This window comes from Pseudomonas resinovorans NBRC 106553 (genome assembly GCF_000412695.1).
Lineage (GTDB): Bacteria > Pseudomonadota > Gammaproteobacteria > Pseudomonadales > Pseudomonadaceae > Metapseudomonas > Metapseudomonas resinovorans_A.
In genome coordinates, this window is sequence record NC_021499.1 from 947903 (window position 1) to 962306 (window position 14404).

The 14404-nt window shown below is 67.0% G+C and carries 13 protein-coding genes; 8 read left to right on the plus strand and 5 right to left on the minus strand.

What is annotated here, in order from left to right:
- Window positions 1-169: 169 nt before the first annotated feature.
- Window positions 170-1723, plus strand: a complete 1554-nt coding sequence (locus tag PCA10_RS04410) for a TerC family protein (RefSeq protein ID WP_016490827.1) — start codon at window positions 170-172, stop codon at window positions 1721-1723.
- A gap of 156 nt (window positions 1724-1879) precedes the next feature.
- Here PCA10_RS04410 and mscL read toward each other — a convergent pair whose 3' ends face one another.
- A complete protein-coding gene (gene mscL / locus PCA10_RS04415; RefSeq protein WP_016490828.1) occupies window positions 1880-2296 on the minus strand; it encodes a large-conductance mechanosensitive channel protein MscL in 417 nt (138 codons plus the stop codon).
- 201 nt (window positions 2297-2497) lie between these two features.
- Between mscL and PCA10_RS04420 the strand changes: the two genes are divergently transcribed.
- The 3 genes from PCA10_RS04420 to radA all read left to right on the plus strand — a co-directional run bounded on the left by PCA10_RS04420 (window position 2498) and on the right by radA (window position 4513).
- The gene (locus PCA10_RS04420; RefSeq protein WP_016490829.1) at window positions 2498-2743 is read left to right on the plus strand and encodes a YdcH family protein; all 246 of its coding nucleotides are present in this window, start codon (window positions 2498-2500) and stop codon (window positions 2741-2743) included.
- 80 nt (window positions 2744-2823) lie between these two features.
- The gene (locus PCA10_RS29190) at window positions 2824-3102 is read left to right on the plus strand and encodes a hypothetical protein (RefSeq protein ID WP_016490830.1); all 279 of its coding nucleotides are present in this window, start codon (window positions 2824-2826) and stop codon (window positions 3100-3102) included.
- A 43-nt stretch (window positions 3103-3145) separates the two neighbouring features.
- Window positions 3146-4513, plus strand: coding sequence for a DNA repair protein RadA (gene radA / locus PCA10_RS04430; protein ID WP_016490831.1), 1368 nt, complete (start codon window positions 3146-3148; stop codon window positions 4511-4513).
- Between the two features lie 88 nt (window positions 4514-4601).
- Here radA and PCA10_RS04435 read toward each other — a convergent pair whose 3' ends face one another.
- Genes PCA10_RS04435 through PCA10_RS04445 form a run of 3 tightly spaced genes read right to left on the minus strand, consistent with a single transcriptional unit; the run spans window position 4602 to window position 8349 of the window.
- Window positions 4602-4970 (minus strand): PilZ domain-containing protein, encoded by a 369-nt coding sequence (locus PCA10_RS04435; RefSeq protein ID WP_016490832.1) that lies wholly within the window; start codon window positions 4968-4970, stop codon window positions 4602-4604.
- A gap of 51 nt (window positions 4971-5021) precedes the next feature.
- Window positions 5022-7181 carry a hypothetical protein gene (locus tag PCA10_RS04440; protein WP_016490833.1) on the minus strand — a complete coding sequence of 720 codons (2160 nt, stop codon included), beginning with the start codon at window positions 7179-7181 and terminating at the stop codon, window positions 5022-5024.
- Window positions 7168-8349: a DUF3142 domain-containing protein gene (locus PCA10_RS04445; RefSeq protein WP_016490834.1), complete on the minus strand. Its 1182-nt coding sequence runs from the start codon at window positions 8347-8349 to the stop codon at window positions 7168-7170. The genes PCA10_RS04440 and PCA10_RS04445 overlap by 14 nt, the downstream gene beginning before the upstream one ends.
- 171 nt (window positions 8350-8520) lie before the next feature.
- Between PCA10_RS04445 and PCA10_RS04450 the strand changes: the two genes are divergently transcribed.
- The 4 genes from PCA10_RS04450 to PCA10_RS04465 all read left to right on the plus strand — a co-directional run bounded on the left by PCA10_RS04450 (window position 8521) and on the right by PCA10_RS04465 (window position 12895).
- Window positions 8521-9027: a DUF3015 domain-containing protein gene (locus tag PCA10_RS04450; RefSeq protein WP_016490835.1), complete on the plus strand. Its 507-nt coding sequence runs from the start codon at window positions 8521-8523 to the stop codon at window positions 9025-9027.
- A 154-nt stretch (window positions 9028-9181) separates the two neighbouring features.
- Window positions 9182-11248 (plus strand): carbon starvation CstA family protein, encoded by a 2067-nt coding sequence (locus PCA10_RS04455; RefSeq protein WP_016490836.1) that lies wholly within the window; start codon window positions 9182-9184, stop codon window positions 11246-11248.
- A gap of 12 nt (window positions 11249-11260) precedes the next feature.
- Window positions 11261-11464, plus strand: a complete 204-nt coding sequence (locus tag PCA10_RS04460) for a YbdD/YjiX family protein (RefSeq protein ID WP_016490837.1) — start codon at window positions 11261-11263, stop codon at window positions 11462-11464.
- Window positions 11465-11827: 363 nt separating this feature from the next.
- Window positions 11828-12895, plus strand: coding sequence for an extracellular solute-binding protein (locus tag PCA10_RS04465; RefSeq protein WP_016490838.1), 1068 nt, complete (start codon window positions 11828-11830; stop codon window positions 12893-12895).
- Window positions 12896-13113: 218 nt separating this feature from the next.
- Here the strand turns inward: PCA10_RS04465 and glyA are convergent, their stop codons facing one another.
- Window positions 13114-14367, minus strand: a complete 1254-nt coding sequence (gene glyA / locus PCA10_RS04470; RefSeq protein WP_016490839.1) for a serine hydroxymethyltransferase — start codon at window positions 14365-14367, stop codon at window positions 13114-13116.
- Window positions 14368-14404: the final 37 nt, after the last annotated feature.

The following is a 14404-nucleotide window of genomic DNA, read 5'->3' on the forward strand; positions in this document are numbered from 1 at the left end:
GTTGCAAGCCACCCCCGGCACCCCAGGGGGCGGCCCCCCATCCCAGTGGCGCCCCTGCGCGCCAATCCGCACCGCAGCGCCCTGCTGCTATTCTCCCGCGCATGTCGATGCAACGCCCGCCGGCGTGGATCACGCCTGCCCGTAACCTTTTCCAGAGAGCCTGACCCAAATGGAATGGATAGCTGACCCTACGGCCTGGCTGGGCCTGGCGACCCTCATCGTCCTGGAAATCGTCCTCGGCATCGACAACCTGGTGTTCATCGCCATCCTCGCCGACAAGCTGCCGCCCCATCAGCGCGACCGCGCGCGGCTGATCGGCCTGTCCCTGGCGTTGATCATGCGCCTGGGCCTGCTGGCCAGCATTTCCTGGTTGGTGACCTTGACTACGCCGCTGTTCGAGGTGTTCGACAAGAGTTTCTCCGGCCGTGACCTGATCATGTTGTTCGGTGGCGTGTTCCTGTTGTTCAAGGCCACCATGGAACTGCACGAGCGCCTGGAAGGCCGCGCCCACACTTCGTCCGGCAGCCGTACCTATGCGCTGTTCTGGCCGGTGGTGGCGCAGATCGTGGTGCTGGACGCGGTGTTCTCCCTGGACGCGGTGATCACCGCCGTGGGCATGGTCGAGCACCTGGAAGTGATGATGATCGCCGTGGTCGTCTCCATCGGCCTGATGATCATCGCCAGCAAGCCGCTGACCGCCTTCGTCAACGCCCACCCCACGGTGATCATGCTGTGCCTGGGCTTCCTGATGATGATCGGCTTCAGCCTGACGGCCGAAGGCTTCGGCTACCACATCCCGAAAGGCTACCTGTACGCCGCCATCGGCTTCTCGTTGCTGATCGAGGCCGCCAACCAGCTGGTGCGCTGGCGCCGCAAGCGCCACCTCCAGGGTGGCCGCGACCTGCGTGAGCGCACCGCCCACGCCGTGCTGCGCCTGCTGGGCGGGCGTGGCGTGGAAGCCGACGAGGTGGGTGAGGACATCGCCGACCTGCTGGGCAAGGGTGATATCGGCAAGGTGCCGTTCGACCGCCGCGAGCGGATCATGATCAGCGGTGTGCTGGGTCTGGCCGAGCGCCCGATCCGCACCCTGATGACCAACCGCAGCGAGGTGGAGCGCATCGACCTGGATGACAGCCGCGAGGCGATCCGCGATGCCCTGCTGCGCTCGCCGCACTCGCGCCTGCTGGTGATCCGTGGCGGCAATGTGGACGAGCCCCTGGGCTACGTGCACAAGAAGGAGCTGCTGCGCGAGCTGCTGCAGGGCCAGGACCCGGATATCGAGCAGTTGCTGCGCACCCCGCCGAACCTGCCGGACAGCGCCTCGGTGCTCGGCACCCTGGAGGAGATGCGCAAGGCCTCTACCCACGTGGCCTTCGTGGTCAACGAATTCGGCGGCTTCGACGGCTTGCTGACCATGACCGACATCCTCGAGTCCATCGCCGGTGAGCTGCCGGACGCCAGCGAAGTGGACGGCCTGGATATCGAGCGTTGCGACGACGGCTGGAAGGTCAGCGGCGCGGTGAACCTGAGCCTGCTGGGTGAGCGCCTTGGCTTCACCGCCAAGCCCGGCGAGGACTACCAGACCCTGGCCGGCCTGTGCATGAGCTTGCTGGACCGCCTGCCGGTGGTGGGTGACTCCCTGGAAGTCGAGGGCTGGCGCCTGCAGGTGATCGAGGTGAAGGAGCGACGGGTGAACCGGCTGCTGCTGAGGTCCCTTTCGTAGATCGGAACAACTTGTAGGGGCGAATTCATTCGCCAAGCGGACCGCAGGTCCGCCCTGCAAGCCCGGAGGGGCCGCTTCGCGACCCATGGCGAATGAATTCGCCCCCACCAATGACAACGGCGCCCATGAGGCGCCGTTGTCTTTGGTGCGGATCGGTCAGGGCTGCTTGTCCTGTTGCGCCTTGAGCAGGTCGCGGATTTCAGTGAGCAGGGTTTCTTCCGCGGTCGGTGCAGGCGGTGCTTCGGGAGCGACGGCTTCTTCGCGCTTGAGCCGGTTGATCGCCTTGATCCCCATGAAGATGGCGAACGCCACGATGACGAAATCCAGGATGGTCTGGATGAACTTGCCATAGCTCAGCACCACGGCCGGGATATCACCCTCGGCGGCCTTGAGGGTCACGGCAAGGTCGGAGAAGTCCACGCCGCCGATGAGCAGGCCAATGGGCGGCATGATCACGTCGCCGACGAAGGACGAGACGATCTTGCCGAAGGCGGCGCCGATGATGATGCCCACGGCCATGTCGACCACGTTGCCCTTGACGGCGAAGGCTTTGAATTCGTTGAGCAGGCTCATGTTTCACTCCCTGAGGTTCTGGATTTAACGCTGAAGTGTAATTCAGCGGATCGAGGCCGCCAGCAACGGCGCCTTCCTTGCGGGCGCCCATGCTAGGACTCGGCCACCGTACAGCCAAGTACAGTTTCCGTCAGGCGGCGCTTGGCGGCGCCGGGGCCTGGTCTAGCCTGAGTGGGAGGCTGCTAGAGGAGGAACGCTGCCATGCCGCTAGAACATCACCCGCTCAACCGGGAATTCCCGGAGTTCAAGGACACCATGCGTTCGCTGTTGCAGAGCGACGCGCACTTTGCCCGGTTGGCGGGGGAGTACCAGACCCTGGATTCACGCATCTATGAAGTCGAGGACGGCAACCAGGCCCTCGACGATAGCGTCCTGCACGGGCTGAAGGTGCAGCGGGTCGCCCTGAAGGACGAGATCGCCCGAATACTCAAGGGCGCCAAGGGCTGACGCCCGCCTTGACCGGGATCAATGGTGCCCGGGTAGGGAGGGGATAGGCTGGGGGCTTCCACTGTTCGGAGAGCGCCCCCATGTCTGCCACCCTCCTGCTGTCCGACGCGGACTTCCAGTCCGCGCCGCGATTGTCCGCCGAACGCCAGGCGGCCAACGAGCGCCTGGAACGTCTACAGCAGCAGCGCGAGCTTTTGCAGCGTCGCATCCTGCGTGTCGAGGAAGGCAGCGAGCCCCTGGACGGCTCCAGCCTGGCTTCCCTGCACATGCGCCTGGAAGGCCTGGACCAGGACCTCGAACGCCAGCGCCGCCGCGCCAATGGCCAGTGCTGCAACTGTGGGGGCGGCTGCAAGGGCTGATCCGCTATCATGCGGGCTTTCGTTTTTTCGACGGAGTCCGCTGATGGCCAAGGCCAAGCGCATGTACGGCTGCACCGAGTGCGGCGCCACCTTCCCCAAATGGGCCGGCCAGTGCGCCGACTGCGGGGCCTGGAACACCCTGGTGGAAACCGTGCTGGAGGGCGCCGCGGCGACTTCCTCCGGCGGGCGCACCGGCTGGACCGGCCAGCAGGCGCAGATCAAGACCCTGGCGGAAGTCAGCGTCGAGGAAATGCCGCGCTTCTCCACCGCCTCCAACGAACTGGACCGCGTGCTCGGCGGCGGCCTGGTGGACGGTTCGGTGGTGCTGATCGGCGGTGATCCCGGCATCGGCAAGTCGACCATCCTGTTGCAGACCCTCTGCAACATCGCCGCACGCTTCCCCGCGCTCTATGTCACCGGTGAGGAATCCCAGCAGCAGGTGGCCATGCGCGCCCGCCGCCTGGGCCTGCCGGAAGACAAGCTCAAGGTCATGACCGAGACCTGCATCGAAAGCATCATCGCCACCGCGCGGCTGGAAAAGCCCAAGGTGATGGTGATCGACTCCATCCAGACCATTTTCACCGAGCAACTGCAGTCCGCCCCCGGCGGCGTCTCCCAAGTGCGCGAGAGCGCGGCGCTGCTGGTGCGTTTCGCCAAGCAGAGCGGCACGGCGATCTTCCTGGTCGGCCACGTGACCAAGGAGGGCGCCCTGGCCGGCCCGCGCGTGCTGGAGCACATGGTGGACACCGTGCTGTATTTCGAGGGCGAGTCCGACGGCCGCCTGCGCTTGCTGCGGGCGGTGAAGAACCGCTTCGGCGCGGTCAACGAACTGGGTGTGTTCGGCATGACCGACAAGGGGTTGAAGGAGGTTTCCAACCCGTCGGCGATCTTCCTCACCCGCGCCCAGGAATCGGTGCCCGGCAGCGTGGTGATGGCCACCTGGGAAGGTTCACGGCCCATGCTGGTGGAGGTGCAGGCGCTGGTGGATACCAGCCACCTGGCCAACCCCCGTCGCGTGACCCTGGGCCTGGACCAGAACCGCCTGGCCATGCTGCTGGCGGTACTGCACCGGCATGGCGGCATTCCCACCTACGACCAGGATGTGTTCCTCAACGTGGTGGGCGGGGTGAAGGTACTGGAAACCGCCTCCGACCTGGCATTGATCGCCGCCATCATTTCCAGCCTGCGCAATCGTCCCCTGGCCCACGATGTGCTGGTGTTCGGCGAGGTCGGTTTGTCCGGCGAGGTGCGCCCGGTGCCCAGCGGCCAGGAGCGCCTGAAGGAGGCCGCCAAGCACGGCTTCAAACGTGCCATCGTGCCCAAGGGCAACGCGCCCAAGGAAAACCCGCCGGGTCTGGAAGTGGTCGCGGTTACCCGCCTGGAACAGGCGTTGGACGCATTGTTCGAGTAGAGGCACTCGCTCCTACGGAATCGTGCGGGGTTCGAGATGGCGCCGGTGGTGGATGGAAAAGCGCCATCCACCCTACGGAGTTACGGCGCTAGGGCTCGCCCAGCGCCGTGAGGTCGCGCTCCAGCAGTTCCTCGTCGCCCAGGTTGAGCTCCACCAGGCGACGCAGGTGGCTGATGGAGTCGAGGTCGATATGCAGGCAGTTGAAGCCCAACTGGTCGTCCTGCTCCCGGGTCAGCTGCACTTCCATCAACACCTGGACCTCGCTGCCCAGTTCGACGCGGACGTCGAACGGCTGGTTCGGGTCGCCGTCCCAGTTGGCCGGGCGAATCACCAGGATGCCCTTGAGGGATATGTCGTGCAGCTCCGCCGTCCAGCGCTTGTCACCCTGGCTGAGCTCGGTGGCGGCGTCGAAGTTGATGCGGTGGAAGCGCCGACGTTCGCTGGCGGTTTCACTCATGTCCATGCTCCTGCGAGATTTCAACCACTATAGCCAAGGCTGGCCAGGCCTTCATTCGCCCCGGCGACGGCGGATCCAGAAAATCCCGGCGCCAATGACCAGGGCGGCCCCCAGCAGGTACTTGTAGGGACGCAGGGTGCTGCGCAGCCATTGTCCGCGTTCTTCCCAGACGCGCCGGCTGGCGGCGTCGAAGTCCGGTTCCTCGCAGGTCTGCCCGAAGTTGGCCGCCCAGGGCACGAATGGCCCGGTCTCCACATAGCGCCGGTAGTAGTCGCGCGCGCCCTGCAGATCGCGGTAGAGCAGCCAGCCGGTGGCCTTGCACAGCACCGCGGCGTAAGCCTGGCTGCTTGTCGGCAACTGGTCGGCGGCGCGGCCGGCCAGCTGCGCGGCGACCCAGCGGTAGTGGTAGCGGGTATTGGGCTGGGCGAGGTTGGTGTTCTGGCGTTCGGCCTCGTCGGCGCTGAGCAGGTCACCGGCTTGCTGATGGCCGACCTGGAGCAGGCTGAAGGAGCCACCCAGGCTGTGGAAGTCCGGCGACATCTCGTAGCCCAGCAGTTCCATGCCCTGTTCGCGGGCGATGCGGGCTGCCTCGTACAGGGCCGCGGCGCGACCGGTGGCGGTCAGGCGGTCCTCGCCGTCCAGCCGGGCCTGGCCATAGCGGTGGGCCGCGGCGCGTAGTTCGTCGCTGTGGAAATAGGCCGGTGCTTCGGCATAGCGGCCTTCGCGCAACAGGCGCCGGGCCAGCAGGTCGCGCAATTGCGCGGCGGGCGGGAGCGGCTGGTAGTTCTCGGGGTCCGGGTCGTTCTGCATGGCCGGGGCGGGGACCTTGGTGTCCACGTAACGCTTGAGTTCCTCCAGGCTGAGCACCCGTTCGGCGAGGGTGGCGCTGTCCCACCAATAGATATCGCCGCTGCGGTAGAGCAGGTCGAAGGCGTCCAGGTAGTCGCCCCGTTGCAACGAGAGGATGGCGTTTTCGCCATCGACCCGGCAGCGCGGCTTCACTGTTTCGTAATCCCAGTTGGCGGCGCGCCGGGTGCCCCAGTCTTCGCTGGCGGGGAAGGCGCGGGAGGCTTTCGCGTAGGCTTCGGCGGCGCCGGTGGCGTCGCCTTCACGCAGGGCCAGCTTGGCCCGCAGCCACCAGGCGAGGCCCGTGTCGCCGGCTTTCGCCAGGAAGTGTGCGGCGTCGGCATAGCGGCCGGACTGGTAGGCCAGGGCGGCCAGGCGGTCGGCATTGGCCAGGTCGGCCCCGGCGTTGTCGATCAGCAGGGTGGCCAGTCGGCTTTCCCCGGACTCGTCGCCATCGATGCGGCTGAGCAGGCGGGCGGTGAGCAGTTGCTGGACCTCGGTGATGGTCAGCAGCGGCACCAGCTGCGCATCGGGCATGCGCGCCAGTTCGCCGGCGAGCTGGCGCAGGGAGCTGTAGCCGGTGGCGGATTGATGGGCGGCCTGGCTGGCGTAGAGATCGATGGCTGTTGCCCAGTCATCGCCCTGGCGGGCCAACAGGGCTTCCTCCCCGAGGCTGGCGATGCCCAGCTCCAGCGGATCGGCGTAGCCCTGGGCGGCGAGCTGGCGGGTCTTCTGGAAGGCCTCCCGCGCGGCCTGGCCGGCGTCCTCCATGAACAGGCGTTGGTCCTCCTCGCTGCGCCGGGCTTCATCGGCGGGCACGCCGTCGCGGCGGCTGAGGCTGGCCTGGGCGCGGCCCAGGGAATAGGCGGCCCAGGTACTGCGCAGGCGGCGCTGCTCCGGCGGCAGTTCGAGCACGCGGCGGAAGTAGTCGCTGGCCAGCACCGGGTCCTGCTGGGCGAAGGCCACCGCGCCGGCGGTGTAGAGACGCAGTTCGGCGGGCAGGTCCAGGCCCTGGTCCTCCACCTGGCGGGCGTCGCCCAGGGCGCGCAGGCGTTTGACCTGCTGGTCGAGGGCATCTCCCAGTTGCTGTTGCTCGACCTCGTCGCGTTGCTGGAGGTAGCGCGAGTCGCCGTTGTCCCAGTAACTCACCAGGGTGGCGTCGCCTGCTTGACCGAGGCCGGGCACCGGCTTGCCCAGGCGCGCGGCCTCGAAGGCGAAGTTGCCCTCCGGCAGCTCGGCCAGGGTCTGGGCGCGGTCGTCCAGCAAGCTCAGGGGAAAGTCCGGCCCGCAGGCCTGGGCGCTCAGCGCCGGCAGACAGAGGGCGATGGCCAGGGCCAGGCAGTGGCGGCGTTCAGGGGTAGACACGGGATCCTCCTTGATCGAGTTGCTGGCAGCGTGCCCAACCCAGGGCGCGCTGCTGGCCAGCGGCGAGCCGGCCTTCGGTATGACGGGTGAATACCAGGCGTTCGGCGCTGCGTTCCAGCCGGTAGCCGGCCAGGGCGTCCGCGGCCTCGCAGGCGCGGGCCGAGAGTTCCACCCGCGCCGGCAAGGGTGCGCCCAGGTTGCCCAGGTTGGTCAGGCTGAGTTCGTGGAGCGGGCCTTCCTGGCGCAGGCGCGGCTGGATATCGGCATGCAGCGCGTCGCCGCGCGCCACCGCCTGCAGGGTGGCCAGCGGCCAGGCACGGCGGTCGCCGGCCAGGGGCAGGCGGAACCAGATGACTCCGGCCAGGTGCTCGGGCCGCTGTCGGCGCAGCTGTTCGAGCAGTTCGGCCAGCTGTTGCGGGTCCGCTTGCAGTTCCCGGCGGGGGCCGGCGATGGCCAGCGGGCTTTCGCTTTCCACCTTGCCTGCGACCAGGGCGATGCCGTAGGCCGGCAGGGCGAGCTGGAAGGGCCGCTCGCTCAGTGAGTTCCAGCGCCGGGCCCAGGCCAGGGCACGGGTGGGGTCGAACAGGCCGTCAGCCGGGGCGCTGACCGCATGCACCTGCAGCACGCTGCTGTCCACCTGGCGCAGCAGGCCGGGCAGTTCCGGGCTGTCGAGCCAGGCGGGCAGGGCGGTGATGCTCAGTTGCAGCTCGGCCGGCAGTGCCTGGCGCAGTTCGCCGAGGAAGCGAGCGTAGCCCGGCAGGCGCGCGCTGGCGCAATCGTGGTCGATCTCCAGGCCCCGTACGGCCAGCCCCTGGGCGCGCCAGTCGGCCAGCAGGGCGAGGATGTCCGCGCGGGCGCGCGGCAGGTCGAGTGCGGGCAGTTGGCCATCCAGGCGCACCACGGCGATCAGTGGGCGGCCGTCGGTCTTCAGCAGTTCGGCGTTGATCCGGGTGCGCGACCAGCCGGCGCCGGGATGGTCCTGGGCGGCGAGCACCCGCAGGGTCGAGAAGTCGTTGCGGCTGGCGGCCAGGGCGTCGGCGTGGGCGGGGCCCCATTGCCGCTGCCAGATGTACAGCTGCTGGTCGAGCGCGGGCGGGGCGTCGGGCCGGCAGCCGGCGCTGAGCAGCAGGAGCAGGACAAGGGCGGCGCGGCGGCGAAACGGGGACATGGTCAATGCGCGCCCAGCGGGCGGGCTCCTTGGGCAGTGGACCCGGACTGCGACGGATTACATCGGTATTCGTCGGTGCCGGCAAGGCGCTCGGCGCTGGTTTGACAGTTGCCCAAGCGTCGCCAAAGCTCCTTAGGCGGTTTCTCTATAAATACATGCGGAGCGCAAATAATGGATAAGCGACTGCTTAGCAAGGGCTTGATCGTAGGGTTGCTGGGCGTGGCCAGCCTCGCGGCGCAGGCCGACCAGGCCGGAGGCGGCGGCTGCGGCTGGGGCAACATGGTGTTCGAAGGCCAGCGCGGCCTGATCCCGCACCTGTTGGCCACCACCACCAACGGCACCTCGGGCAACGCCACCTTCGGCCTGACCTCGGGTACCAACGGTTGCGACTCCAGCGTGCGCCTGGGCTATGGCGGTCGCTCGCTGCTGGCGATGAACGGCATGCTCGACAACATCGCCGAAGACATGGCCCAGGGCCAGGGCGAAGCGCTGGACGCCTACGCGGTGCTGCTGGGGATCGAGGAGGGCGACCGCGCCCACTTCGCGCAAGTCACCCAGGCCAACTTCTCCAGCATCTTCTCCAATCCGGACGTGACCGGCGAACAAGTACTGGCTGCGACCCTCGACGTGATGAGCCGCGACCAGCAACTGGCGCGCTATTCCAAGCTGCCGAGTTAAGACCTGCAACGTATAAGAAAGCCGGGCCATGCCCGGCTTTTTTCTAGCCCCCCGTCGCTGCAAGGGGCATCCCAGACCCTGTCCGGGCAACGCTTGCAGCCAGAGGGACTAAGCTTGTGCGGCAGTTTGTCAGTTCATCCATTCGGAGCGTGCTATGAACAATAACAACAGCGTCCTGCGCCACCTGCCCTGGGCAGTGCTGGCCGTGGCCGGCGCCTGTGCCCTGGGTGTCGTCGCGCTGCGTCGCGGCGAAGCGATCAACGCCCTGTGGATCGTGGTCGCCGCTGTCGCCATCTACCTGCTCGCCTACCGCTACTACAGCCTGTTCATCGCCACCCGGGTGATGGAGCTGGACCCCAATCGTGCAACACCGGCGGTGTTGAACAATGACGGCCTGGACTACGTCCCGACCAACAAGCACGTGCTGTTCGGCCACCACTTCGCCGCCATAGCCGGCGCCGGCCCGCTGGTGGGGCCTGTGCTCGCCGCGCAGATGGGCTACCTGCCCGGCACCCTCTGGCTGATCTCCGGGGTTGTCCTGGCCGGTGCGGTGCAGGACTTCATGGTGCTGTTCATTTCCAGCCGTCGTAACGGCCGCTCCCTGGGCGAGCTGGTGCGCGAGGAAATGGGCCAGGTGCCCGGCACCATCGCGCTGTTCGGCGCTTTCCTGATCATGATCATCATCCTCGCGGTGCTCTCGCTGATCGTGGTGAAGGCCCTGGCCGAAAGCCCCTGGGGCATGTTCACCGTGATGGCGACCATTCCCATCGCGATGTTCATGGGCATCTACATGCGCTACATCCGCCCGGGCCGCATCGGCGAGATCTCGGTGGTGGGCGTGGTGCTGCTGCTGGGCTCCATCTGGCTCGGTGGCCAGATAGCGGCGGACCCGGTCTGGGGACCGGCCTTCACCTTCACCGGCGTGCAGATCACCTGGATGCTGATCGGCTACGGCTTTGTCGCTGCCGTGCTGCCGGTATGGCTGATCCTCGCCCCGCGTGACTACCTCTCCACCTTCCTCAAGATCGGCACCATAGTCGCATTGGCCATCGGCATCCTGATCACCATGCCCGAGCTGAAAATGCCGGCCCTGACCCAGTTCGTCGACGGCACCGGCCCGGTGTGGAAGGGCACCCTGTTCCCCTTCCTGTTCATCACCATCGCCTGCGGCGCGGTGTCCGGTTTCCACGCGCTGATTTCCTCGGGCACCACGCCCAAGCTGCTGGCCAGCGAAGCCCATGCCCGCTACATCGGCTACGGCGGCATGCTGATGGAGTCCTTCGTGGCCATCATGGCCATGGTCGCCGCCTCGGTGATCGAGCCGGGCGTGTACTTCGCCATGAATAGCCCGCCGGCCGTGGTGGGTACCGACGTGCACGCCGTGGCCGCCACGGTCACCAGTTGGGGCTTCGCCATCACTCCGGAACAGCTCGAGGCCACCGCTCGGGATATCGGCGAGCACACCGTGCTGGCCCGTGCCGGTGGTGCGCCGACCCTGGCCGTGGGCATCGCGCAGATCCTCCACCAGGTGTTGCCGGGCGAGAACACCATGGCCTTCTGGTACCACTTCGCGATCCTCTTCGAAGCGCTGTTCATCCTCACCGCGGTGGACGCGGGCACCCGCGCCGGGCGCTTCATGCTGCAGGACCTGCTGGGTGAGTTCGTTCCGGTGCTGAGTCGTACCGATTCCTGGACCGCCAACGTGATCGCCACCGCCGGCTGCGTGGCCCTCTGGGGCTGGCTGCTGTACCAGGGCGTGATCGACCCGCTGGGCGGCATCAACACCCTGTGGCCGCTGTTCGGCATCTCCAACCAGATGCTGGCGGGCATCGCCCTGATGCTGGGCTGCGTGGTGCTGATCAAGATGAAGCGCCAGCGCTATGTCTGGGTCACCCTGATCCCGGCCACCTGGCTGCTGATCTGCACCACCACCGCGGGCCTGATCAAGCTGCTCGACCCGAACCCGGCCGTGGGCTTCCTGGCGCTCGCCAAGAAGTACAGCGACGCCCTGGAAGCCGGCCAGATCCTGGCCCCGGCCAAGGACATCGCGCAGATGCAGCACGTGATCTTCAACGCCTACACCAACGCGGCGCTGACCGTGCTCTTCCTCTTCGTGGTGCTGAGCATCCTGTTCTACGCCATCAAGGTAGGGCGCGGCGCCTGGATGAAACCGGAGCGCACCGACAAGGAATCGCCTTTCCAGCCGATTCCGGACGCCTGAGGAGGAGCCCATATGTTCAACGACCTGAGCCGCATGGGTAAGTACCTGGGACAGGCGGCCCGGATGCTGGTGGGCATGCCCGACTACGACAACTACGTCGAGCACACCCGCACCAAGCACCCGGACAAGCCGGTGATGAGTTACGAGGAATTCTTCCGCGAGCGCCAGGAGGCGCGTTACGGCGGCGGCAAGGGGAGGCCCGTGCGCTGTTGCTGAGTGAGCGCTAGTCAAAACGCCACGGCATTGCCGTGGCGTTTTTGTTTGCGCTCCGTGATTGGGAATCCCGCAGGTAGGATGGGTTGAGCGCAGCGATACCCATCACATCGGCCGATGGATATCGCAGGCTCGCGGAACGCCGCCCGATCCATCCTACGAAATCCTTCTGGTAGCCCGGATGCAATCCGGGGACGGTGGTGCGCAAACTCCCGGATTGCATCCGGGCTACTGACCTGTGGCACGGCTCACGATTTTGGCAATCCGGCAGCCACACACAAGCACCTGGCAGCCAGGGCCATGACAGCTGGGGCGGTGATCCTTCTAATCCTTCCAGCCCCCACGGGAGCGGGGCGGGAGGGAACCATGAAGAAGACGTTCTGCCTGCTGCTGTTATCGGCCCTGGCGGGCCTGGCCCACGCCGAAGAGGTGTTGCGGGTCTACAACTGGACCAACTACATCGAGCCCGAGGTGCTCGCCGCCTTCCAGCGTGAGAGCGGTGTGCGCGTCGAATACGAGACCTTCAACACCGCCGCCGACCTGGATGCGGCCCTGGCGGGAGCGCCCAGGTACGACCTGGTGGTGCCCTCGCATTTCCAGCTGGCCCGCCTGATCGACGAGAAGCGCCTGCAGGCGCTGGACGTCGCCAAGCTGCCCCATTACGGCAGCCTGGACCCGGCGCTGCTGGCCATGCTCGCCGGCTTCGGTTCGGCCAACCGTTACGTGGTGCCCTATCTCTGGGGCTCAGTGGGGCTGGTGAGCAACCCGACCCTGGCCCAGCCGGCGTTCGGCGGCTCCCTGCCCAATAGCTGGAGCCTGCTCTTCGACGAGCAACAGCGCGCGCGCCTGGCCGGCTGCGGCGTGGGGCTGCTGGATGCGCCGGAGGAAACCCTGTCGCTCTGGCTCAACTACCGGGGGCGCAACCTCAGCCTCGGCGGCACCCGGCAGATCGACCAGGCCGGCAAGCAGCTGCTGGCCCTGCAGTCGCAAGTGCGCAACCTGGACAACGACCGCTACGTCGACGACCTCGCCAGCGGCAAGCTCTGCGTGGCCATGGCCTGGGTCGGCCACGCGCTGACGGCGGCCGAGCGCAATCCGGCGCTGCGCTTCCAGATTCCCGACGAGGGCGCGCTGGTGTTCATCGACAGCCTGGCAATTCCCGCCAACGCGGCGCGGCCGGACCTGGCCTACCGCTTCATCGACTACCTGCTGCAGCCCGACAACGCTCGGCGCAACGCCCTGGCTTCGCGCTTCTATTCGCCGTTGGCCGCCGATTCGCCGGAGATGCAGAGGCTGGCCCGCGAGCAGCCGGTGCTGGTGCCCGACCAGGCGGAGCGCAAGCGCCTGTACTTCCTGGAGCGCCTGACGCCGGAGCAGAAGGCGCGGGTCGATGGGTTGTGGCAGCAGATCAAGGCGGCGCGGCATTCCGGTTGAGTTAGGGGGAGTGGTTCGGATCGTAGGATGGGTTGAGCGGAGCGATACCCATGCGGGCAGGATTGATGGGTATCGCAAGCTCAACCCATCCTACGTGCTGATGGGTTTCGTACCTCAACCCATCCTACGTCGCTACGCTTGAGCGTCGGCGCCTGAGGCCAACAAGCCCCAAAGAAAAAGCCCGGCATTGCCGGGCTTCTTCATTGCGCGTCTGTCGCTTACTTGCCGTAAACCGGCAGCTTGGCGCAAACGGCCTTGACCTGCTCGCGTACGCGGTCGACCACGGACTCGTCGCCCATGTTCTCCAGGATGTCGCAGATCCAGGTGGCCAGCTCGCGGCACTCGACTTCCTTGAAGCCGCGGGTGGTGACGGCCGGGGTGCCGATGCGCAGGCCCGAGGTGACGAAGGGCGAGCGCGGGTCGTTGGGCACCGAGTTCTTGTTCACGGTGATGAAGGCGCGACCCAGGGCGGCGTCGGCGTCCTTACCGGTGATGTCCTGCTTGATCAGGCTGAGCAGGAACAGGTGGTTCTGGGTGCCGCCGGAGACCACGTCGAAGCCGCGGTCGATGAAGACCTGGGCCATGGCCTGGGCGTTCTTCACCACTTGCTGCTGGTAGGCCTTGAACTCGGGCTGCAGGGCTTCCTTGAAGCACACGGCCTTGGCGGCGATCACGTGCTCCAGCGGGCCACCCTGGGCGCCCGGGAAGACGGCGGAGTTCAGCTTCTTCTCGATCTCTTCGTTCTTGCGAGCGAGGATCAGGCCGCCGCGCGGGCCGCGCAGGGTCTTGTGGGTGGTGGTGGTGACCACGTCGGCGAAGGGTACCGGGTTCGGGTACACGCCAGCGGCGACCAGGCCGGCCACGTGGGCCATGTCGACGAACAGGTAGGCACCTACCTTGTCGGCGATGGCGCGGAAGCGCGGGAAGTCCAGGACCTGGGAGTAGGCGGAGAAGCCGGCGACGATCATCTTCGGCTTGTGCTCCACGGCCAGGCGCTCGACTTCGTCGTAGTCGATCAGGCCGTTGGCGTCGATGCCGTACTGCACGGCGTTGTACAGCTTGCCGGAGGAGGAGACGCTGGCGCCGTGGGTCAGGTGACCGCCGTGGGCCAGGCTCATGCCGAGGATGGTGTCACCGGCCGACAGCAGGGCCAGGTAGACGGCGCTGTTGGCCTGGGAACCGGCGTGGGGCTGGACGTTGGCGTAGTCGGCGCCGAACAGCTCCTTGGCGCGGTCGATGGCCAGCTGCTCGACGATGTCGACGTATTCGCAGCCGCCGTAGTAGCGCTTGCCCGGGTAGCCTTCGGCGTACTTGTTGGTCAGTACCGAGCCCTGGGCTTCCATCACCGCCGGGCTGGTGTAGTTCTCGGAGGCGATCAGCTCGATGTGCTCTTCCTGGCGTTGGGCTTCCTGCTCCATCGCGGCGAAGAGTTCTGCATCGTAGCGGGCGAGGGTCAAATCACGGCTGAACATGGCGGTCCTCTTAAGGATCGGTACTGGGAAAGGGGCG